The sequence below is a fragment of the Altericroceibacterium xinjiangense genome (assembly GCF_003958635.1).
Taxonomy (GTDB): Bacteria; Pseudomonadota; Alphaproteobacteria; order Sphingomonadales; family Sphingomonadaceae; genus Altericroceibacterium_A; species Altericroceibacterium_A xinjiangense.
In genome coordinates, this window is the sequence record NZ_RSEK01000002.1 from 190,736 (window position 1) to 211,585 (window position 20,850).

Here is a 20,850-nt window from a genome sequence, read left to right on the forward strand (position 1 = left end):
GGTTTACGCTACAGAAAGCGCCTATCGGCGTGGCGGACGCGGTGCGAGGTTTTCCTCGCGCCCTTTTTTGCCATTGTGTGTTGACGTCTTTGGCGAATCATCTTAACTGCCGGTTACTCGACAGTTGCGGACAAGTCCGGCGGGCGTCAGCCTTGGTGCGCGCCACCCGGGCTTTTTTGTCGTGGCACGGCGGCCGCGGCTCTCGAGGAAACGAAGCGATGAGATAGGGGTGCGTCCGCCACGAGGGCACGGCGCGGAACCCCTGTGGAGCAGGAGAATCCAGTGGCTCGTATTGCCGGGGTGAATATCCCCACCAACAAGCGCGTGATCATCGCGCTCACCTACATTCACGGTATTGGCCCCCGGGCGGCGAAGGATATCGCCACCAAGCTGAATATCGATCATGCCCGCCGCGTGCAGGACCTGACCGATCAGGAAGTTGCCCAGATCCGCGAAGCGATCGATTCCGATTACACCGTCGAAGGCGATCTTCGTCGCGAAACCGCGATGAACATCAAGCGCCTGATGGACCTCGCCTGCTACCGTGGGCTGCGTCACCGCAAGGGCCTGCCGGTCCGCGGACAGCGCACGCACACCAACGCGCGCACCCGCAAGGGCAAGGCCAAGCCGATCGCCGGCAAGAAGAAGTAATCCTTCGTCTTCGACAGCTCAGCCGCTTTCTTGAGCGGCTCTGGATTTAGGGATAGACCACATGGCACGCGAACCCCAGCGCATCCGTAGGCGGGAACGTAAGAATATCAGCAGCGGCGTCGCGCACGTGAACGCCAGCTTCAACAACACCATGATCACCATCACCGACGCGCAGGGCAATGCGATCAGCTGGTCCAGCGCCGGCATGATGGGGTTCAAGGGCAGCCGCAAGTCGACGCCGTACGCGGCGCAGGTCGCGGCCGACGACGCAGGCAAGAAAGCCGCCGAACACGGCGTGCGCACGCTCGAAGTCGAGATCAAGGGGCCGGGCTCGGGCCGTGAAAGCGCGCTGCGCGCTTTGCAGGCGGTGGGTTTCACCATCACCTCGATCCGCGACGTTACCCCGATCCCGCACAATGGCGTGAGGCCGTCCAAGCGCCGTCGCGTCTGATCGAACCTGCCATGTGACCCGGGTTTCGATCACAGGGGTCGCACTTTGCAAATTCGCATCGGCCGCGGCGCTCCAGCGTTAGCGGCCGGTGCTGTCAGTAACACCCAAGGGGAAGTCCATGTCCGTCAATACGAAGAATTGGCAGGAACTGAAGAAACCCAATAGCCTGGACGTCAAGTCCGGCGGCGACGCCCGGCGCAAGGCCACGTTTGTCGCCGAACCGCTCGAGCGCGGCTTTGGCCTCACGCTTGGCAACGCCCTGCGCCGCGTGCTGCTCTCCTCGCTGCAGGGCGCCGCGATCACCTCGATCCGGATCGAGAACGTGCTGCACGAATTCTCCTCCCTCGCCGGCGTGCGCGAAGACGTGACGGACATCGTCCTGAACGTGAAGCAGATCGCGCTGAGGATGGAAGGCGAAGGGCCCAAGCGCCTGCAGTTGTCCGTCACCGGGCCGGCTGAAGTGACGGCCGGTAACATCGCCGTCAGCGGCGACATCGAGGTGATGAACAAGGACCACGTCATTTGTCACCTCGACGAAGGCGCGACGCTGAACATGGAACTGACGGCAGACGTCGGGAAGGGCTATGTTCCCGCCGTGTCCAATCGTCCGGCCGACGCGCCCATCGGGTTGATCCCGGTGGACTCGCTCTATTCGCCCGTGCGTCAGGTCAGCTACAAGGTTGAGAACGCTCGCGTCGGGCAGGAACTGGACTACGACAAGCTGTCGCTGACGATCGAGACCGACGGCACCGTGACGCCTGAGGACGCCGTTGCCTACGCCGCGCGCATCCTGCAGGACCAGCTTTCGCTGTTCGTTCACTTCGAGGAAGGCATTCCGCAGCCCTCGACTCCCGTCGCCGGCATCGCCGCGCAGCCGGAAGAAAGCGACGCCAACCAGCTCAATCGCTACCTTCTCAAGAAGGTGGACGAACTGGAGCTGTCGGTCCGCTCGGCCAACTGCCTCAAGAACGACAACATCATCTACATCGGCGACCTGGTCCAGAAGACCGAAGCCGAGATGCTGCGGACGCCGAACTTCGGCCGCAAGTCGCTCAACGAGATCAAGGAAGTGCTGTCCGGAATGGGGCTGCGCCTCGGAATGGACATCCCCGGCTGGCCGCCTGAGAACATCGAGGAGATGGCCAAGAAGCTTGAGCAAGAGCTTCTGGGCTGACCTTCGGGTCCCCGTCCGTGACGGGGACTTGCCACGGGTGAAGGCGGCGACCCCGACAGCCGCCAGGTCTGGGCTACCTCATACGGGCCCCTAACGAACGGAGTACACAATGCGTCACGGAATTTCTGGTCGTAAGCTGCAGCGCAAGAGCGGCCACCGCGCTGCCCTGCTGCGCAACATGGCAGCGGCGCTGATCAAGCATGAGCAGATCACCACCACTCTGCCTAAGGCGAAGGAACTGCGCCCCTACGTCGAAAAGCTGATCACGCTTGCCAAGCACGGGGGGCTGTCCAACCGCCGCCTCGCGCATAGCCGCATGATGGATGAGACGCAGGAAAAGAAGCTGTTCGAGGTCCTGGCGGAACGGTACGCCAACCGGGAAGGCGGCTACACTCGCGTCATCAAGGCAGGCCTGCGCGCCAGCGACGCCGCGTCGATGGCGATCATCGAACTGGTCGATCGTGACTTCGCTGCCAAGGGGCAGGACAGCGGTCCGGTTGCCACCGAGGAAGATTACGCCGACGCGTAAGCTTACCCGCATCGACACCAGAAAGGCGGCCCGGTCCTCGACTGCGGCCGCTTTTTTGTTCATTTTATGTGCCGGTTTGGTGAACCGCATCTTTCCGCGCAGTTCAGCCTTGTCTCACGGTTGATCCTCTAGACCCGACTGATGCCGGGCATTTCCTGCCCAAGGAGTCGAGAGGATAACCCCATGAAGACCATTTCCAAAACCTTGGTCGGAACCGTCGCGGCGGGCGCGATGGCGATAGCTTCGGCTGCTCCGGCGCAGGCCCGCGACCGCTATGACCGGGGCGGGATCGACACAGGCGATGTGATCGCAGGGGCCTTGATCCTCGGCGGGATCGCCGCCGTGGCGTCCGCCGCCGGCAACAACCGCGATCGTTACCGCTATGACGACTACCGCTATGACCGGCGCGGCTACGACGACCGCTACGATCGGCGCGGCTACGCGCGCGATCATCCTCGCGCCGCGGTAGAGCAATGCGTCTACGCCGCCGAGCGTACCGCCAACCGCTATTCCTACGGCGGCCGTTCCCAGGTGACGGACATTCGCAAGGTCAGGGATCGGCGCGACGGTTACCGGGTGGAAGGCCGGATCGCGGTAAACCAGATGGGTCACGACTGGCGCCGGGGTGACAGCCGTTACGGCCGCGGCTGGGATAACGACTACCGCGGGTGGAATGACGAGTACCGCGGTTACGACAGCGGCAGGTTCACCTGCGACGTCCGCTACGGCCGGGTAGAGGATATTCGCTTCAAGGGCATTCGTGGCCTCTAGCAAGGCATGAGGGAAGGCCAGGCGGTTCAGGCGGATGCAAGCCTGTGCCGCCTAGCTTGCCCTGTATCGCGCGGCCTGTTCGACAGCAGGAATCCGCCATCTCAAGGAACGCCTCCCATGGCACTCAAGCTTGATCGTTTCGCCGCCGGCCTCGCAGTCGCGGCTTCCGTCTCAATGGCGGCGCCCGCTTCCGCTGCCAGCTTGCCGTATGCACCGTCCGCGGTTTTGGGCGCCAGCGTGAATACCGGGATTGAGAGCGCCGGGTACGGACCTTACCGCTATCCCTATCGGCACTACCGCCGGGGCCCCAGCACCGGCGATGTGCTTGCGGGCGTGCTGATCCTTGGAGGCATCGCCGCAGTGGCGACCGCGGCGAGCCGGTCCAGCCGCAATCGATCCGCTCCGCTCCCGCCGCCTTACCCTGACCGGTCGGACTACCGGCAGAGCAGCGGGATCGATCGCGCCGTCGACATGTGCGTTGATGAAGTGGAACGCGGGCGCGTGCGAGTTGACTCGGTCGAACGTGCGAACCGCGACGCCTACGGCTGGCAAGTTTCCGGCCGCTTGGACAATGGCGCCGGGTGGACCTGTGAAATCGGCAACGACGGACGTATCCGCGGCGTCAATGCCGATACGTACGGTGGCTCCTACAACGCCGGCTACCGGGACACGGACCGCGGTTACGGAGACGATCCGTACGGCGCCGATTACCGCGATACGGGCTCATATGGAGGCGATTACCGCGATGCAGGCTCCTACGGAGGCGACTACCGCGATGATCCTTACCGGTCCGACGACTACGATGACCGGCCGGTGTGGACCGGCAGCGACGGCGGTTCCGGCCCGCCGGTGACCGATCGCCAGTACGATGATGAAACCTACGCCCGGGTGCGTGCCGCCACCGGCGGCGGGTATGCCACCCCCGGTTACTGATCGCCCGCTCCGCGCTTACTCGCGGGAATAGGTGGGCAGTTCGATCCGCCAGACCATCGCCGCGCCGCGCAGGGAGAACCCGGCCAGCGCGGCGGTGCCCCACACGGCCCAGTGCGGGCTGACCAGCGTAGATCCAAGGGCGCACAACGTCGCCGCAAGCGCTGCCGCCGTGACATAAAGCTCGGGCCGCATCAGGATCGACGGGATGCCGGCCAGCACGTCGCGGATGATGCCGCCCGCGCAGCCGCTGACCACGCCCAGTACGACCGCCGGGACGGGTGCGACCCCCAGCGCCAGCGCCTTGGCCGTTCCCAGTACGGAAAACACCGCCAGCCCCGCGGCATCGGCCCACTCCAGCAGTTCGTGCTCCCACCAGCGGCGGGGGGTGAACCACGCAAGCAAGGCAATTACCAGGATTACCGGGGCGACCCAGGGATCGCGCATCCAGAACGCCGGCACCCCGATCAACACGTCGCGCACCGATCCGCCGCCAACCCCTGTGACCAGCGCGAAAAACGCCACCGTGACGAACGTCTGCCGCAGCCGCGCGGCGGCGAGTGCTCCGGTGAGCGCGAACACGGCGGTTCCCGCAAGGTCCAGTATCGGAGGCAGGGCGGGAGCAGCGAGTGGGATCACAGCGAACGTTTCCGAGGATCAGGGGAGTGGCCGATCGGCAGTGGCAACAGGCGCTGGAGCTATGCAGTTCCGCATCGCTGTCTCACTCGCACTCGGCAGGCGATTACTCGGTAGCGAACAGCTGCTTCAGGTCGGCAAATGCTTTCATCTCGATCGCATTGCCGGAAGGATCGCGGAAGAACATCGTCGCCTGCTCCCCCGGCTGGCCGGGGAAGCGAACGTGCGGTTCGATGATAAAGGACACGCCGGCGGCCTTCAGCCGGCCAGCCAGCGCCTGCCAGTCCTCCATTGTCAGCACGATTCCGAAATGCGGCACCGGGACATCGTGTCCATCAACCGGGTTGGCCCCCTCATCCGCTCCGCCGTGGCCTGGAACGCAGTGGGCGACGATCTGATGGCCGTAGAAGTCGAAATCCACCCAGTCGGGGGCGCTGCGCCCTTCCGGGCAGCCGATGACGCCGCCCCAGAACGCGCGGGCTTCCGCAATGTCGCGGACAGGAAAGGCGAGGTGGAAGGGACGAAGCATCGCTAATTCCTCACGCGTTCCACCCGGCGGGGCAAATCCTTCGGGAGACAGGGCAGACATGGCGGGTTCCCGCCTGCGCGGGAACCCGATGTTCAGATGTGGATGGGCTTGCCCTGAACCGCCATGGCCGCTTCCTTCAGGGCTTCGGAATGGGTCGGGTGGGCGTGGCAGGTGTAGGCGATATCCTCGCTCGTCGCGCCGAATTCCATCGCCAGCGCGGCTTCGGCGATCATCGTGCCGGCCAGGCTGGAAACGATCCACACGCCCAGCACGCGGTCCGTCTCGGCGTCGGCGATGACCTTGGCGAAGCCATCGGTGTCACGGTTGGTCTTGGCGCGGCTGTTGGCCATCATCGGGAACTTGCCGACCTTGACCGCCTTGCCGGTTTCCCGGGCCGCTTCCTCGGTCACGCCGACCCCGGCGAATTCCGGCATCGTATAGACGACGCTCGGGATGACGGCGTGGTTCACGATGCCCGTCTGCCCGGCGATGTTCTCGGCCACGGCAATGCCTTCATCCTCGGCCTTGTGGGCCAGCATCGGGCCGGGGATCACGTCACCGATTGCCCAGACGCCATCGGTCTTCGTGCGGAAATCGTGGTCGGTCTCGATCTGGCCGCGCTGGCTGGTTTCCAGCCCGATCGCATCCAGCCCTAGACCTTCGGTGTTGGGCTTGCGGCCGATGGCGACCAGCACGCAATCCGCCTCCAGCGTCTCGCCGTCACCGCCCGCAGCGGGTTCGACCGACACCGTCGCCTTGCTGCCGTTCACGCTGACGCCGGTGACCTTGGTCGACAGGCGAAGCTCCATGCCTTGTTTCTTGAACAGCTTGCCCGCTTCCTTGCGGACTTCGTCGTCCATGCCGGGCAGCAGCTGGTCGAGGAATTCGACCACGGTCACTTTCGCGCCCAGGCGCCGCCAGACGGAGCCGAGTTCCAGCCCGATCACGCCGCCGCCGATCACCACGAGATGGTCAGGCACTTTCGCCAGGGCGAGGGCGCCAGTGGAATCGACCACGACGCCTTGCTCGTTATCGATCTCCACACCCGGCAGCGGGGTGACGGAAGATCCGGTCGCGATGACGATGTCCTTCGCGGTGACCGTTTCGCCGTTCACCTCAACGGTGTGGGCATCGGTGAACCGGGCGTGGCCTTTCAGCCAGGTGACCTTGTTCTTCTTGAAAAGGTACTCGATCCCGCCGGTCAGTTCCGTGACGGCCTTGGCCTTTTCGCCGTGCAGGGCATCAAGATCCAGGCTGACCTTTTCCGCCTTGATGCCCCACTTGGCCAGCACGCCGTCCTCGGCTTCCTCGAACAATTCGGACCCGTGGAGCAGTGCCTTTGAGGGAATGCACCCGACATTGAGGCAGGTGCCCCCCAGCGTCTCGCGGCTTTCGGCGCAGGCGGTCTTGAGGCCGAGCTGCGCGGCGCGGATCGCGGCGACATAGCCACCCGGTCCGGCGCCGATGACGAGCACGTCGTAGTCGTAGGTCTGGTCAGCCATTCGGGCGGATTCCTTACTTCGTCAGGTAAACACTCACAGGTCGATCAGCATCCGCATCGGATCTTCGATCGCATCCTTGATGATCTTCAGCGCGGTCACGGCCTCGCGCCCATCGATCAGGCGGTGGTCGTACGACAGAGCCAGGTACATCATCGGCCGGATCACAACCTCGCCGTTGATCGCGACGGGGCGGTCCTCGATCCGGTGGAGCCCCAGCACCGCGCTCTGCGGCGGGTTGATGATCGGGGTGGACATCAGGCTGCCGAACACGCCGCCGTTGGAAATCGTGAAGGTGCCGCCCTTCATGTCTTCCATCGTCATCGTGCCGTCCTTCGCCTTTTTGCCGAAGTTGGCGATGGCCTGCTCGATCTCGGCAAAGCTCATCCGGTCGGCGTTGCGGACCACCGGCACGACAAGCCCGTTGGGCGCGCTGACCGCAACCGAGATGTCGACGTAATCGTGGTAGACGATCTCGTCCCCTTCGATCTGCGCATTGGCCGCGGGCACGTCCTTCAGCGCAAGGCAGGCAGCCTTGGCGAAAAAGCTCATGAAGCCGAGCTTGATGTCGTGCTTCTTGGCGAAGACGTCCTTGTACCGCTCCCGCGCTTCGATCACCGCGGACATGTCGCAGTCGTTGAAGGTGGTCAGCAGCGCGGCATCGTCCTGCGCACTCTTCAGGCGGCGGGCGATGGTCTGGCGCAGGCGAGTCATCTTCACCCGCTCGGTGCGCCGCTCCCCGGAAGGCGCGGCGGAAGATGCGGTGGACGCTTCGGCCGGGGCGGATTCCTTCGCCTTGGCAGCCGCGAGAACGTCCTCCTTCGTCAGGCGCCCATCCTTGCCGGTGCCCTTCACGGCAGAGGGATCGATCCCGTGCTCCAGCACCGCACGGCGAACGGACGGAGACAGCGTCGCCGCGTCGCCCTCGCTCCCCTTGGCAGCAGAGGGAGCCGGTGAAGGAGCAGGAGCAGCGGCTTCCCGTTCCTTCACAGGCGGAGCGCCGGCAGCGGCGCCTTCCTCGATCGTCGCGATTACCGCGCCAACCTCGACCGTCTGGCCGACTTCGGCCTTGTACGCGCCCATCACGCCGGCGACCGGCGAGGGCACTTCCACCGCGACCTTGTCGGTCTCGAGGCTGGCGATCGGCTCATCGAGCGCGACCGGATCGCCGGGCTTCTTCAGCCATTCGCCGATCGTCGCCTCGGAAACGGACTCGCCGAGCGTGGGAACCTTGACTTCACTGGCCATTTGTCAGCCCTTCTTGACTTGCTTGAGCATCCGCCGCGCCTTGCCGCCATCGGCCAGCCCCAGCGCTATGGTGACGAGAGCATCCTGCTGAACCTGATGCCGCTTGGCAAACCCGGTCGCGGGCGATGCAGCGACTTCCCGCCCGGCGTAACCCGGCCGCATCCCTTCGTGCCCGGAGGCGGTGAGAGCATCCTCGATCTGGCTTTCGACGAAGAACCATGCGCCGTTGTTGCGCGGCTCCTCCTGACACCAGACGACGTCCTCCAGGTTGGTCATCCGCTTCAACCGGACGGCGAGCGCTTCACCCGGGAACGGATAGAGCTGCTCGATCCGCACGATCGAGACATCCTCCAGCCCTTCGGCATCGCGCCTCTCGATCAGATCGTAGGCGACCTTGCCGGAACAGAGCACCAGCCGCTTCACGTTCGCGTCGGCGATTTCCTTGGTGTCGGAAACGATCCGCCGGAAGTGGCTGTCGTCCAGGAACTCGTCGGCGGTCGACTTCGCCAGCGGATGCCGCAGCAGCGACTTGGGCGTCATGATGACGAGTGGCTTGCGGAACGGCCGCAGCATCTGCCGGCGCAGCACGTGGAAGTAATTGCCCGGGACGGTGATGTTGCACACCTGGATGTTGTCGTTGGCGCACAGCTGGAGGAAACGCTCAAGCCGGGCGGATGAATGTTCCGGGCCTTGGCCCTCGTACCCGTGCGGCAGCATCAGGACCAGGCCATTGGCGCGCAGCCACTTCACTTCACCCGAGGCAATGAACTGGTCGATGATGATCTGCGCGCCGTTGGCGAAATCGCCGAACTGCGCTTCCCAGCACACCAGCGTCTTGGGATCCGCCATCGCGAACCCGTACTCGAAGCCGAGCACGCCGTATTCCGACAGTGGGCTGTCATAGACCTCGAACTTGCCGTGCGGCAGGGTGGTCAGCGGGATGTACTTGCGCTCGGTCCGCTGGTCGAGCCAGATCGCGTGGCGCTGACTGAAGGTGCCGCGCCCGGAATCCTGCCCGGAAAGCCGCACCCCGAAACCCTCGGTCACCAGGCTGCCGAAAGCGAGCGACTCGGCGGTGGCCCAGTCGAATCCCTGGCCGCCTTCGAACATCTGCCGCCGGGCGTCGATCACCCGGGACAGCGTCTTGTGGATCTGCAGGTCTTCGGGGACCGTGCTCAGCGTGCGGCCAAGGCTTTCGAACAGCTTGCCGGAAATTCCGGTGTCCACGTTGCGCCGCGCAGTCTCCGGATCGGCCGGCTTGTGCAAGCCGCTCCAGCGCCCGGCGAACCAGTCGGCCTCGTTCGCCTTGTAGCTCTTGGCGGCCTCGAACTCTCCGGTCAGGTGATCGGTGAACTGCTCCCGCAGCGCCGGGGCAGTGCCTGCATCGATCATGTTCTCGGCCAGCAGGCGCTCGGAATAAAGCTCGCTCACCCGCGGATGCTGCCGGATCCGGTCGTACATCAGCGGCTGCGTGAAGCTCGGCTCGTCACCCTCGTTGTGGCCGAAGCGGCGATAGCACCACATGTCGATCACGATGTCGCGCTTGAAGCACTGGCGGTAATCGATCGCCAGCTTGCAGGCGAAGGTCACCGCTTCCGGATCGTCGCCGTTCACGTGCAGGATCGGCGCCTGGACACCCTTGGCGACATCGGAGGGGTAGGGGGAGGAGCGGGCGAACTTCGGGCTGGTGGTGAAGCCGATCTGGTTGTTGATCACGAAATGGATGCAGCCGCCGGTGTTGTAGCCGCGCACCCCGGAAAATGTCAGGCATTCCCAGACGATGCCTTGCCCGGCAAAGGCCGCATCGCCGTGGATCAGCACCGGCAGCACTTCCTCGTGCTTCTTCAGGTCGTCACGGAAAGCCTGCTGCGCGCGCACCTTCCCCAGCACCACCGGGTCCACCGCTTCCAGGTGGGAGGGGTTGGGGACCAGGCTCATGTGCACCTTGATCCCGTCGAATTCCCGGTCGGTGCTCGTGCCCAGGTGATACTTCACGTCGCCCGATCCGCCGACGTCGTCGGGATTGGCCGATCCGCCGGAGAATTCGTGGAAGATCACGCGGTACGGCTTCGCCATCACGTTGGCGAGGACGTTCAGCCGCCCGCGGTGGGCCATGCCGTAGACGATCTCGCGCACGCCGAAGTGGCCGCCGTACTTGATGACCGCTTCCAGCGCCGGGATCATCGATTCCCCGCCATCGAGGCCGAAGCGCTTGGTCCCGACGTACTTCTTCGCCAGGAACTTCTCGTATTCCTCGCCCCGGATTACGGCGGAAAGGATCGCCGTCTTGCCTTCCGGGGTGAAGGTGATGACCTTGTCCGGGCCCTCGATCCGGTCCTGGATGAAGCGGCGCTCCTCCACATCGGCGATGTGCATGTATTCGAAGCCGATCTGGCCGCAGTAATTTGTGCGCAGAACGGTGACCAGCTCCGGAATGGTCGCCCATTCAAGGCCCAGCGTTCCGCCGAGATAGACCGGGCGGTTCAGCGCCTCGCCCGTGAAGCCATGGTATTCCGGCGTCAGATCGGCCGGAATTTCGCGCGTGGACAAGCCTAGCGGATCGAGATTCGCCGCAAGGTGGCCGCGCACGCGGTAGGTGCGGATCAGCAGCATCGCGCGGATGGAATCGCCGGCGGCCTGCTCGACCGCCTTCTCGTCCATCGGCTTCCCAGCCTTGGCCGCTGCCTGCTTGACCGCCAGCTTCATCGCCGTGGGATCGAGCGCCTGGGTCAGATCGTCCTCGGCGCCGACCAGCGGCCATTTCGGATTGGCCCAGCTCGGCCCCGCCTGCGGTCCGTCCGGGACCAGGTCGGGAAGGAAATCGTGCGGCTCGTTACCCATTGTCTGGCTTTCGTCTGCCCTCATGGGGGCGGTACCTCAGGAATAGTGCCGATCAGGACCCTGCGGCTCGGCAAGGGATCACGGCAGGCTGCTAAGTCCGAACAGATCGCGGCAGCGCCGGTTCCGGTTTCGCTGCGCAGGAAAGGCCCGGCCTGACGAACCAAGTCCCTGCAACTGCAAGGATTTGGCTCGAAAGACCGGAACGCCGGTCCACTGTTATGCGACTTCCTTCAGCAACGCCGCCAGCGTGGTTCCCAGTTCGCTCGGCGAATCCGCTACGCGGACACCGGCTTCTTCCATCGCCGCGATCTTGTCTTCCGCGCCGCCCTGGCCGCCGGAAACGATTGCGCCTGCATGGCCCATGCGCCGTCCGGGAGGGGCGGTGCGGCCGGCGATGAAGCCCGCAACCGGCTTCTTGCGCCCGCGCTTCGCTTCGTCCTTCAGGAACTGCGCGGCTTCTTCTTCCGCGCTGCCGCCGATTTCGCCGATCATGATGATCGACTTGGTTTCGTCGTCAGCCAGGAACAGCTCCAGCACGTCGATGAAGTTCGTGCCGTTCACCGGATCGCCGCCGATGCCGACCGCGGTGGTCTGGCCAAGGCCGATGTTGGTGGTCTGGAACACCGCTTCGTACGTCAGGGTGCCGGAGCGGGAAACCACGCCGACCGAACCCTTCTTGAAGATCGAACCCGGCATGATGCCGATCTTGCACTCGCCGGGCGTCAGGACGCCGGGACAGTTCGGCCCGATCAGGCGGGACTTCGAACCGGTCAGCGCGCGCTTCACCCGCACCATGTCCAGCACCGGAATGCCTTCGGTGATCGCAACGATCAGCTCGATCTCCGCATCGATCGCCTCAAGGATCGAATCCGCAGCGAACGGCGGCGGAACATAGATCACGGACGCGGTCGCGCCGGTCTCGTGCTTCGCTTCGGCTACCGTATTGTAGACCGGCAGGCCGATGTGGGTCTGCCCGCCTTTGCCGGGGGTGACGCCCGCGACCATCTGGGTCCCGTAATCCAGCGCCTGCTGGGTGTGGAACGTGCCGGTCTCACCGGTCATGCCCTGGGTGATGACCTTGGTGTTCTTGTTGACGAGAATGCTCATCCGCTTGCCTTTTCTTCTGTGCGCGCCGGCGCTTGCCGGCCCGGTCCCGGCGGGGTGAGCCGCCGGGATGCGCAAATCCTTACTTCAGGTTCCCGTCGATGCCCTTGCAGGCTTCCAGCAGGTCCTTGACCGCGTCGATCGACACCTGGAGATTGGCCTTCGCCTCGTCGTTGAGCGCGATCTCGACCACTTCCTCGATCCCGTCCGCGCCGATTACCGCCGGAACGCCGACATACAGCCCGTCCACGCCGTACTGGCCGGTCAGGTGCGCCGCGCAGGGCAGGATGCGCTTCTGGTCGCGCAGATAAGCCTCGGCCATCGCGATGGCGGACGTCGCCGGGGCATAGAACGCCGATCCGGTCTTCAGCAGGCCCACGATCTCGCCGCCGCCGCTGCGGGTGCGCTGCACGATCGCGTCGATTTGTTCGCTGGTGGACTTGCCCATCTTGACGAGGTCGGGAATCGGAATGCCCGAAACGGTCGAATACTCGACCACCGGCACCATCGTGTCGCCGTGGCCGCCGAGCACGAACGCGTTCACGTCCCGAACGGAAACGCCGAATTCCCAAGCCAGGAACGTCGCGAAACGCGCGCTGTCTAGCACGCCGGCCATGCCCACGACCTTGTTGTGGGGCAGGCCCGAATATTCGCGCAGCGCCCAGACCATCGCGTCCAGCGGGTTGGTGATGCAGATCACGAACGCGTCAGGCGCGTTGTCGCGGATGCCTTCGCCGACCGCCTTCATCACCTTCAGGTTGATGCCCAGCAGATCGTCGCGGCTCATCCCCGGCTTGCGGGGAACGCCGGCGGTGACGATGATCACGTCCGCGCCTGCGATGTCGGCATAGTCGTTCGTGCCGGTGATCTTCGCGTCGAAGCCTTCAACCGGGCCGCACTGCGCCAGGTCCAGCGCCTTGCCCTGCGGAATCCCTTCGGCAATGTCGAACAGGACGACGTCGCCCAGTTCCTTCTGCGCTGCCAGATGGGCAAGCGTACCGCCGATGTTGCCGGCACCAATCAGGGCAATTTTCTTGCGGGCCATAAGTCTCCTCGCGTCGTGGACGTGCGGGCTGAATCACAGGCGGGCTCCCGCCGCCCGCAAGGGGGGCTCCGCCGGTCGATGGCCGATGCCCGGATCAGGCGAAATGTCCGCCGCCCCGGCACCGGGCTTGTCATTCCGGCTGCCCGGACTGCAGCTTGGCTCGTGGTCCGGGCAACACCGTAGTTTTCGCCGCCGGGACAACGGGTTGATTTCGCCGCCCGGAAGCTCTCCGGGGATGCCGTAGGCCCGGCAAAACCCCATTGCAACTGCGAAAAACGCCTAGTTGCGGACTATCTTCGATATCAGTTCGCAATAGCAATAAGTGGCAGGCACGTTCGTTCGCACATCCCCGCCAGGATGTGTTTTGCCAACAAGCTACGCCAGTCCCGCCTCCGGGTTCCTTGCATCGCCCGGTTTTTCGAAGCCTCTTGCCCGCGTGCCTCGTCCGCCGCTAAGGCGATGCCAGCGTCACGGATGCCCGAAAGGTCGGGCCGGAGCTTCACGGCTCTGAGGGAACCGGGTGAAACACCCGGGCTGCCCCCGCAACTGTGACCGGGGAGCGGGCGCGTCGCACAAGCCACTGGGCAACCGGGAAGGCAGACGCGCCAGCAATGATCCGGCGAGCCAGGAGACCTGTCCGCGCACGCGTCGTTCGGCCACAGGCGGGGTGCACTGTCGGCAGCGGAAAGACGCAGGGATTCCCTGCGCCTCTCGCCATGAGCGGCATTCCGTCATGCCGAGAGGACTTATGCGCAAGTATCTGCTACCTGTTTTCACCCTGATCCTGCCCAGTTCCCCTGCCGCAGCCCAGGAACTCATCTCCGCCGTTCCGGCTGGCGATCATCAGATCACCGTGCTGGCGTCCGGCATCCCGGAACGGGTCGACAGGACTGGGGAGGCTGTAACCGTCATCTCGCACGAGGAGATCGAGGCCCTGCAAGGGCCGGACCTAACCCGAGTGCTGGAGCGCGTGCCCGGACTCACCTTTTCCCGCAACGGCGGACTGGGCGCATTCACCGGCGTAAGTATCCGCGGAGCCAAGACTGAACAGCTGCTGGTGCTTATCGACGGCGTCCGCGTCGCCGATCCTGCAGCTCCCGGGGCGGGGTTCGACTTCGGCAACCTCGTGCCGGGCACAATTTCGAAGATCGAGGTTTTGCGCGGATCGAACAGCACCATCTGGGGAAATCAGGCGGTCGGCGGCATTCTGGCGGTGACGACCCGCTTCGCCCGAGGCTTGGGGGCGAGTGCGGAGTACGGGGCCCAGGACAGCGCCTATCTCACCCTGTCGGCTGGGGTCGGAAATGACGAAGCCGGGCTTGCGCTGAACGCCGCCACCATCCGCAGTGATGGCGTTTCCGCCGCAGCCGACGGGCAGGAAGCGGACGGTTTCCGCCAGACCGCGCTTGGCGGCAAGATCCACATGACCGTCGCCCCCAGCCTGACGGCGCTGGCCACGGTGCGCTATGCAGACAGTCGGCTGGAAACCGACGGATTTCCCGCTCCAGAATATCGACTGGCTGATACGGCGGAATACCAGAACACTGAGCAGTTCCTGGGGCTCTTGGGGCTTGAGTACGCAACCGGCCGGCTCCAGTTACGCGGAACCCTGGCAGTCGCCGAAACGGAACGGGACTTGTACGACCCGGCTCTGGGTTCCTCGCCGACGTTCTCGAGCAGCGGGACCAGTGAGCAGGCCGCACTTCGCGGAAGGCTGGAGATTACCGACCACTGGGCGCTGGACTTCGGGGGCGAGCGGGAAGCAACCCATTTCAGGACCTCCAGCGATCCGCGCGCGCGGGCAGTCTTGGCGGGAGCTTACTCCCAGTTCGATTTCGAGGGGGACGGGGCGCACCTTGCCGTCGGGCTGCGGGTGGACGACCATTCGCGGTTCGGGAGCGCGTGGAGTTTCGGAGCGGACGGGGTCGTCGAACTTTATCGGGAGTGGCGCCTGAGAGCCAGCTATGGCGAAGGCTTCAAGGCTCCGACCCTGTATCAGCTGTTGTCGGACTACGGGAACTTGTCGCTGCAGCCGGAACGCAGCCACAGCTATGACCTCGCGCTGGAGGTGGGTGACAGAAGTGCAGGGGTTCACTTCGCGCTCACTGCTTTTCGTCGAAACAGCCGTGACCTGATCGATTTCTTCTCCTGTTTCGGAACAGCCTCGGGCATCTGCGCAGGCCGTCCCTTTGGCACGTATGACAACATCGGCTTGGCCCGCGCGCAGGGGATTGAAACGGAAGCGGCAGTGAGGCCGACGCCGACCCTGCGGCTTGCGGCGGTCTACACGTACCTGGAAGCAAAGAACCGCAGCGCAAGTTCGGCCGAGTTCGGCAACGATCTGGCTCGCCGGCCGAGCCATGCCGCAACCCTCTCAGCTGACTGGGTCACGCCGATAGCTCTGGCCTTGGGAATGGATCTGCGGATCGTCTCCGGCAGTTTCGACGATGCAGCAAACACCCTGCGTCTCGTGGGCTATGAAGTGCTCACCGCGCGTGCCAGCGTTCCCTTGACTGCCACAGTTGAACTATTCGGAAGGGTCGAGAACGTAACGGATGACCGCTACCAGACCGCAGCCGGTTACGGGACGCTGGGACGCTCGGCGTATCTAGGTGCGCGAGCGCGCTTTTGAGCGGGTGTGCCGTGCTGCGTCGGCGCGTTCTTCGACCGCTGCGAACTCGAGCGCTGATCGGGTGTGTTCTTCTTTCGATGGGGATCGTCGGCGGCTGTACGAAAGGACGGACGGCATTAGTCGATCGGCGGCACCCGACATTGGTCTCGCTCAACCCTTGCACGGACGCGATCCTGGCTGAAGTGGCTGACCCGGAACAAATCCGGGCTATCTCGCACTTCAGTCACGATCCGCGCGCGGCTTCAATGCCCCAAATGCAAGCGCGCAGGTTTCGTGCAACAGGCGGAACGGCGGAGGAAGTGCTGGCGCTTGATCCCGATATCGTGGTGGCAAGCAGCTTTCTGCCCCGCACCCGCGCCGAGGCTTTCCGAAAGCTCGGTGTTCGGGTTGAGACGTTCGGAGTTGCTTCCACAATAGCGGACAGCGAAGCTCAGGTTGAGCGGCTCGCCGCCCTGGCCGGTCACCCGGACCGCGGCAAGGCGCTCGTCGCCCGGATCGAACAGGCACTTGGCCGTACCCGATGGACGGAAACGCCGGCTACCGCGCTCGTCTGGCAGGAAGGCGGGATCGTTCCGGGGGAGGAATCGCTGATCGCACAGCTTCTGGCGCACACCGGTTTTTCGAGCTTGTCGGCCGCACGCGGGCTGGGGCAGGGGGCCTACCTCCCGCTCGAACGCGTGCTGACAGACCCGCCTCGGGTAATCCTGGCAGCAGGGGGAGAACGGATGCTGTCGCACCCGGCGCTCCGAGAGCTTGAGGGAGTCCGCTACGAGCAGTTCGATCCCGCGCTTCTCTATTGCGGCGGCCCGACGATCATCCGGGCCGTGAAGCGACTTCACACCATTAGGGACCGCTTGCCATGACCCGGCCGGTTCCACTGCTGATTGTCCTGCTGCTGGCCATGCTGCCGCTTTCGCTGCTGGCAGGACGCGTTTGGCTCGATCCAGCCAGCACGCCGAACGCCGTGATCATACTCGCGGAACTGCGCTTTCCGCGGACTTTGCTGGCGGTGACGATCGGCATGGGGCTGGGAGCGGCAGGAGCCGCGATGCAGGGATACTTGCGCAATCCGCTCGCCGATCCCGGCTTGTTCGGAATAGCCCCGGGAGCCGCGCTGGGTGCCGTGTTCAGCCTTTGGCTTGGACCTGCGGAATTTCCGTTCATGCTCCCGCTTTTCGCGTTGCTGGGCGCAGGCGGGGCCATGGCGTTGCTCGCCTTGATCGCCGGGCGAACCGGAGGAATTGCGCTGTTTACCCTCGCCGGCATGATGATCGCCAGCCTGGCTGGGGCGTTGACGTCCCTCGTGATCAGCCTTGCGCCGAATGCCTTTGCGACGAGCGAAATCATAACCTGGCTGATGGGGGCGCTGACGGACAGGGGCTGGTCCGACGTCTGGATTGCGGCACCCCTGACCTTTGGCGGACTGGCTTTGCTTCACATCGCCGGGCGCGGGCTGGACGCGCTGACTCTGGGAGAGGCAGCGGCGCGGTCCCTCGGGGCTGACCCTGTGCGCCTGCAGTGGCTCCTGATTGCCGGCGTCGGATTGACCGTCGGCGGCGCGGTCGCAGTGGCTGGGATCATCGGCTTTGTCGGTCTGATCGTGCCGCATCTTGTCCGCCCACTGACGGATCGCCAACCCAGTTCTTTGATGATTCCGAGCGCACTTGCCGGCGGCTTGCTGGTGCTGATCGCAGATAGCCTCTGCCGCATCTTGCCGATCGTCACCGAATTGCGGCTGGGCATCGCTCTCAGCCTGATTGGTGCACCCTTTTTCCTGTGGCTCCTGCTGAGAATGCGGCGGGGGCTCGCATGAGCCTGATTGCCGAAGCGCTGAGCGTCAGACTGGGAAAGACCACGGTGCTGCACGATGTCACTGCCGACATTGCACCAGCAACGATTACGGCCATCTGCGGCCCCAACGGGGCGGGAAAATCCACCCTGCTTTCCTGCCTTGCCGGACTGACGCGGCCTTCGACCGGAACGGTTACGCTCGAGGGGAACGCTATGACGTCCTTCCATCCACGGGAGAAGGCGCAGCGCATCGGATACTTGCCGCAAGCGGGTGAAATCGCGTGGGACATTTCGGTGCGAAGCCTCGTGGCGCTCGGTCGCATTCCGCACGGTGACCGGGACGAAACTTCCGTTGTGCACGCGCTGGATGCCGTCGACCTGACATCCTTCTCGTCGCGGCCGGTCTCAACACTCTCGGGAGGAGAGAGGGCGCGGGTCCTGCTCGCGCGGGTTCTCGCTGGCCAACCGGAATGGATCCTCGCCGACGAACCGCTCGCCGCCCTTGACCTGGGGCATCAGCTTGCGCTGCTTGAGCTTTTGCGCTCGGTGGCGCGGGAGGGTGTCGGCGTAGTTCTCGTCGTGCACGATCTGGCACTTGCAATGAACTACGCGGATCGGGTGCTGGTGCTCGACGCGGGGTGCCTCGTCGCCGACGGCCCCGCGGAAAAGGCGCTTTCGGCAGAGATGATCGACGCAGTGTGGAAGGTAAGGGCGCGCTGGTCCGGGTGTCCGGGAGAGCGCGCCCTCCTTGCGTCGCTGCCTTAGCCGACTTCGTCCGCGTGCTGGGGCTCGGGATCATTGCCGATCAGTCCCCGCGCTTCCAACATCGGCTCAACTTGTGGCTCATGACCCGTGAACGCGCGGTACATCGTCAGGTAGTCCTGCGTGCCCCCGCGGCTGAGAACCGTCTCGCGGAAGTGATCGCCGTTCGCGCGCGTCAGTCCACCATTCTCCTCGAACCACTGCCGACTGTCCCGATCCAGCATCTCGGTCCAAAGGTACGAGTAGTAACCCGCTGCGTAGCCGCTGGCAAAAACGTGGCGGAAGTAGCTGCTGCGGTAGCGCGGCGGAACCAGCGATACCTCAAGCCCCAGATCGTTGAGGGCCTTCGCCTCGAAGGCGTTTGGATCGATGCCCTGCGCTTGTTCAGGCGAAAGGGAGTGCCATTTCATGTCGAGCAGCGCCGCCTCGACCACTTCACCCAGCGCATATCCCTGGTTGAACTTGCCGGACTCCTCGATCTTACGAACAAGATCAGCAGGGATGGTCTCTCCCGTCTGATAGTGCTTCGCATAGTTCGCCAGCACTTCGGGATCGGTTGCCCAAGTCTCGTTTACCTGGCTCGGATACTCCACGAAATCCCGCGCCACGCTGGTGCCGGACAGCGACGGGTACTTCTGATCCGCGAAGAACCCGTGCAGCGCATGGCCGAATTCGTGGAACGTCGTAGTCGTCCAGTCGAAGCTGATCAGTTGCGGCTCGCCTTCAGGCGCTTTGGGGATGTTGAGGACGTTGTAGATCACCGGCTTGGTGCCGTAGAGGTCGCTTTGATCGACGAAGTTGGACATCCACGCGCCGCCGCGCTTGTTGGGCCGCTGGAACGGATCGAAATAGAACAGCCCCAGCTCCGATCCGTCCTTGTCATGGACGGTGTAGGTCCACACGTCCGGGTGATAGGTGGGAAGATCCGTGCGCTGCTTGAATGTCAGTCCGTAAAGCCGGTTCGCGGCATAGAACACCCCGTCTTCAAGCACACGGCGCAGCTCGAGGTACGGCTTGACCGCATCTTCGTCGATATCGAACCGGGCTTTGCGCACCTTTTCGGCGTACATGTCCCAGTCCCACGGCTGGACCGTAAAATCGCCGCCTTCTTCCTCGATCTGCGCGTTCAGCAGCGCAGCTTCCCGCCGCTGCGTCGCGGCGAGTGCAGGGACCATCTGCTGCATGAACTGAATGGCGGTTTGCGGATCCTTAACCATCCGGTCATACATCGTATAACTGGCATAGTTGGGTTGCCCGAACAGGGCTGCCTTCTGCGCGCGCAGGTCCACGATCCGGGTGATCAGAGGGCGGGTGTCGTCCTCTCCTCCCTGGACGGCGCGATTCCAGCTGGCGTTGAACAGCGCCTCGCGCGTCGCGCGATCGGTCAGCTTGGCAAGATAGGGCTGCTGAGTCGTGTTTTGCAGCGCCAGGACGTATTTCCCGGGCAGCCCGCGATCCTGCGCTTCCTTGGCCGCAGTCGCGATTTCCTGCTCGCTGAGGCCGGCCAGCTTTGCCTTGTCTTCAATCACCAGCGCGGCATCGCGGGTGGCCCGCGTCAGCTGCTGGGAAAACTGCGTGGTCAGGCTGGAAAGCTCCGTGTTGATGGCCTTCACCTGTTCCTTCTGGGCGGGTGTCAGCAGGGCACCGGCGTGGACCATCCGTTCATAGGTCCTCTCCAGCAGCCGGGCATCTTCGGGCATGAGGCTCATCGCCATGCGGTTGTCGTAGACCGCCTTGACCCGCGCAAAGAGCTGGGGATCGAGGTTGATCGCATCGGAATGGGCGGTGAGCCGGGGTGAGACCTCGGCGTTTACGGCATCGAGCGTATCGTTGGTGTTCGCTCCAATAACGGCACCGAATACGTTCATCACCCTGTTCAGCATCTGGCCGGATTTCTCCAGCGCCACGATCGTGTTGTCGAAGCTGGGTGCTTCGGGATTGTTGGCAATCGCCTGCACTTCGGCCTGCTGGATGGCCATTCCCTGCTCAATGGCGGGAAGGTAGTCACTGTCCTGGATGCGGGAGAAATCCGGCGCCTGAAACGGAAGCGTGGACAGGTCCGCGAAGTACCCGGTCCCTTGCGGGATTGCGGCAGCGGGAACTCCCACGGGTGTCTCGGCGGCGAGGGGAGATGGGTTCTGCATGGTCGTGCATCCGGCAACAAGCGCGGCACAGGCCACGGCAGCAAGGATTGTTGATTTCATCAGTCTCTCAGGTCAGGTTTGCATCGGAACAAACATCTCTTGGACCCGAGATT

General features: G+C 64.3%; 18 protein-coding genes and 1 riboswitch. Of the genes, 10 read left to right on the forward strand and 8 right to left on the reverse strand.

From position 1 onward, the window contains the following. The first annotated feature begins 282 nt into the window (after positions 1 to 282). From rpsM to ELY13_RS03245, 6 genes are all read left to right on the forward strand, one after another. The gene (gene rpsM, locus ELY13_RS03220; protein ID WP_126172437.1) at positions 283 to 651 is read left to right on the forward strand and encodes a 30S ribosomal protein S13; all 369 of its coding nucleotides are present in this window, start codon (positions 283 to 285) and stop codon (positions 649 to 651) included. 61 nt (positions 652 to 712) lie between these two features. Next, positions 713 to 1,102, forward strand: coding sequence for a 30S ribosomal protein S11 (gene rpsK / locus ELY13_RS03225; protein WP_046902269.1), 390 nt, complete (start codon positions 713 to 715; stop codon positions 1,100 to 1,102). Positions 1,103 to 1,220: 118 nt separating this feature from the next. After that, on the forward strand, positions 1,221 to 2,276 hold the full coding sequence (locus tag ELY13_RS03230) for a DNA-directed RNA polymerase subunit alpha (protein WP_126172438.1): 1,056 nt from the start codon (positions 1,221 to 1,223) through the stop codon (positions 2,274 to 2,276). Between the two features lie 109 nt (positions 2,277 to 2,385). Beyond that, complete coding sequence (gene rplQ / locus ELY13_RS03235) at positions 2,386 to 2,805, forward strand: 50S ribosomal protein L17 (protein ID WP_126172439.1); 420 nt, start codon at positions 2,386 to 2,388, stop codon at positions 2,803 to 2,805. A gap of 183 nt (positions 2,806 to 2,988) precedes the next feature. Continuing rightward, positions 2,989 to 3,576 (forward strand): hypothetical protein, encoded by a 588-nt coding sequence (locus ELY13_RS03240; RefSeq protein WP_126172440.1) that lies wholly within the window; start codon positions 2,989 to 2,991, stop codon positions 3,574 to 3,576. A gap of 117 nt (positions 3,577 to 3,693) precedes the next feature. Further along, positions 3,694 to 4,509 (forward strand): hypothetical protein, encoded by an 816-nt coding sequence (locus ELY13_RS03245; protein WP_126172441.1) that lies wholly within the window; start codon positions 3,694 to 3,696, stop codon positions 4,507 to 4,509. 15 nt (positions 4,510 to 4,524) lie between these two features. On the opposite strand, the gene ELY13_RS03250 is transcribed toward ELY13_RS03245, so the two are convergent. From ELY13_RS03250 to mdh, 7 genes are all read right to left on the reverse strand, one after another. Then, positions 4,525 to 5,145 (reverse strand): trimeric intracellular cation channel family protein, encoded by a 621-nt coding sequence (locus ELY13_RS03250; RefSeq protein ID WP_126172442.1) that lies wholly within the window; start codon positions 5,143 to 5,145, stop codon positions 4,525 to 4,527. A gap of 103 nt (positions 5,146 to 5,248) precedes the next feature. Continuing rightward, positions 5,249 to 5,671, reverse strand: coding sequence for a VOC family protein (locus ELY13_RS03255; RefSeq protein WP_126172443.1), 423 nt, complete (start codon positions 5,669 to 5,671; stop codon positions 5,249 to 5,251). A gap of 92 nt (positions 5,672 to 5,763) precedes the next feature. Beyond that, positions 5,764 to 7,173: a dihydrolipoyl dehydrogenase gene (lpdA, locus tag ELY13_RS03260; RefSeq protein ID WP_126172444.1), complete on the reverse strand. Its 1,410-nt coding sequence runs from the start codon at positions 7,171 to 7,173 to the stop codon at positions 5,764 to 5,766. A 33-nt stretch (positions 7,174 to 7,206) separates the two neighbouring features. Then, positions 7,207 to 8,418: a 2-oxoglutarate dehydrogenase complex dihydrolipoyllysine-residue succinyltransferase gene (gene odhB, locus ELY13_RS03265; RefSeq protein WP_126172445.1), complete on the reverse strand. Its 1,212-nt coding sequence runs from the start codon at positions 8,416 to 8,418 to the stop codon at positions 7,207 to 7,209. A gap of 3 nt (positions 8,419 to 8,421) precedes the next feature. Then, entirely contained in the window at positions 8,422 to 11,259 is a 2,838-nt protein-coding gene (locus tag ELY13_RS03270; protein ID WP_126172589.1) for a 2-oxoglutarate dehydrogenase E1 component, read from the reverse strand. Between the two features lie 216 nt (positions 11,260 to 11,475). Next, positions 11,476 to 12,366, reverse strand: coding sequence for a succinate--CoA ligase subunit alpha (sucD, locus tag ELY13_RS03275; RefSeq protein ID WP_126172446.1), 891 nt, complete (start codon positions 12,364 to 12,366; stop codon positions 11,476 to 11,478). 79 nt (positions 12,367 to 12,445) lie between these two features. After that, positions 12,446 to 13,408 (reverse strand): malate dehydrogenase, encoded by a 963-nt coding sequence (gene mdh / locus ELY13_RS03280; protein ID WP_126172447.1) that lies wholly within the window; start codon positions 13,406 to 13,408, stop codon positions 12,446 to 12,448. 471 nt (positions 13,409 to 13,879) lie between these two features. Next, positions 13,880 to 14,063, forward strand: a riboswitch (cobalamin riboswitch). 93 nt (positions 14,064 to 14,156) lie between these two features. On the opposite strand from mdh, the gene ELY13_RS03285 reads away from it, so the two are divergent. The 4 genes from ELY13_RS03285 to ELY13_RS03300 all read left to right on the forward strand — a co-directional run bounded on the left by ELY13_RS03285 (position 14,157) and on the right by ELY13_RS03300 (position 18,596). Then, positions 14,157 to 16,040, forward strand: coding sequence for a TonB-dependent receptor plug domain-containing protein (locus tag ELY13_RS03285; protein ID WP_126172448.1), 1,884 nt, complete (start codon positions 14,157 to 14,159; stop codon positions 16,038 to 16,040). A gap of 77 nt (positions 16,041 to 16,117) precedes the next feature. Then, positions 16,118 to 16,903, forward strand: a complete 786-nt coding sequence (locus ELY13_RS03290; protein ID WP_126172590.1) for an ABC transporter substrate-binding protein — start codon at positions 16,118 to 16,120, stop codon at positions 16,901 to 16,903. Then, complete coding sequence (locus tag ELY13_RS03295; protein ID WP_126172449.1) at positions 16,900 to 17,853, forward strand: FecCD family ABC transporter permease; 954 nt, start codon at positions 16,900 to 16,902, stop codon at positions 17,851 to 17,853. Before ELY13_RS03290 ends, ELY13_RS03295 begins: the two co-directional genes overlap by 4 nt. After that, the gene (locus ELY13_RS03300; protein ID WP_126172450.1) at positions 17,850 to 18,596 is read left to right on the forward strand and encodes an ABC transporter ATP-binding protein; all 747 of its coding nucleotides are present in this window, start codon (positions 17,850 to 17,852) and stop codon (positions 18,594 to 18,596) included. The genes ELY13_RS03295 and ELY13_RS03300 overlap by 4 nt, the downstream gene beginning before the upstream one ends. Here ELY13_RS03300 and ELY13_RS03305 read toward each other — a convergent pair. Next, positions 18,593 to 20,797, reverse strand: coding sequence for a M3 family metallopeptidase (locus tag ELY13_RS03305; RefSeq protein WP_126172451.1), 2,205 nt, complete (start codon positions 20,795 to 20,797; stop codon positions 18,593 to 18,595). The two genes, ELY13_RS03300 and ELY13_RS03305, sit on opposite strands and share 4 nt — an antisense overlap. Positions 20,798 to 20,850 lie beyond the last annotated feature (53 nt).

Coding starts and splice junctions, on each gene's coding strand:
- rpsK (WP_046902269.1), top strand. CDS start 713: ATGGCACGCGAACCCCAGCGCATCCGTAGGCGGGAACGTAAGAATATC.
- ELY13_RS03230 (WP_126172438.1), top strand. CDS start 1,221: ATGTCCGTCAATACGAAGAATTGGCAGGAACTGAAGAAACCCAATAGC.
- rplQ (WP_126172439.1), top strand. CDS start 2,386: ATGCGTCACGGAATTTCTGGTCGTAAGCTGCAGCGCAAGAGCGGCCAC.
- ELY13_RS03240 (WP_126172440.1), top strand. CDS start 2,989: ATGAAGACCATTTCCAAAACCTTGGTCGGAACCGTCGCGGCGGGCGCG.
- ELY13_RS03245 (WP_126172441.1), top strand. CDS start 3,694: ATGGCACTCAAGCTTGATCGTTTCGCCGCCGGCCTCGCAGTCGCGGCT.
- ELY13_RS03255 (WP_126172443.1), bottom strand. CDS start 5,671: ATGCTTCGTCCCTTCCACCTCGCCTTTCCTGTCCGCGACATTGCGGAA.
- lpdA (WP_126172444.1), bottom strand. CDS start 7,173: ATGGCTGACCAGACCTACGACTACGACGTGCTCGTCATCGGCGCCGGA.
- odhB (WP_126172445.1), bottom strand. CDS start 8,418: ATGGCCAGTGAAGTCAAGGTTCCCACGCTCGGCGAGTCCGTTTCCGAG.
- ELY13_RS03270 (WP_126172589.1), bottom strand. CDS start 11,259: ATGGGTAACGAGCCGCACGATTTCCTTCCCGACCTGGTCCCGGACGGA.
- sucD (WP_126172446.1), bottom strand. CDS start 12,366: ATGAGCATTCTCGTCAACAAGAACACCAAGGTCATCACCCAGGGCATG.
- mdh (WP_126172447.1), bottom strand. CDS start 13,408: ATGGCCCGCAAGAAAATTGCCCTGATTGGTGCCGGCAACATCGGCGGT.
- ELY13_RS03285 (WP_126172448.1), top strand. CDS start 14,157: ATGCGCAAGTATCTGCTACCTGTTTTCACCCTGATCCTGCCCAGTTCC.
- ELY13_RS03290 (WP_126172590.1), top strand. CDS start 16,118: ATGGGGATCGTCGGCGGCTGTACGAAAGGACGGACGGCATTAGTCGAT.
- ELY13_RS03295 (WP_126172449.1), top strand. CDS start 16,900: ATGACCCGGCCGGTTCCACTGCTGATTGTCCTGCTGCTGGCCATGCTG.
- ELY13_RS03300 (WP_126172450.1), top strand. CDS start 17,850: ATGAGCCTGATTGCCGAAGCGCTGAGCGTCAGACTGGGAAAGACCACG.
- ELY13_RS03305 (WP_126172451.1), bottom strand. CDS start 20,797: ATGAAATCAACAATCCTTGCTGCCGTGGCCTGTGCCGCGCTTGTTGCC.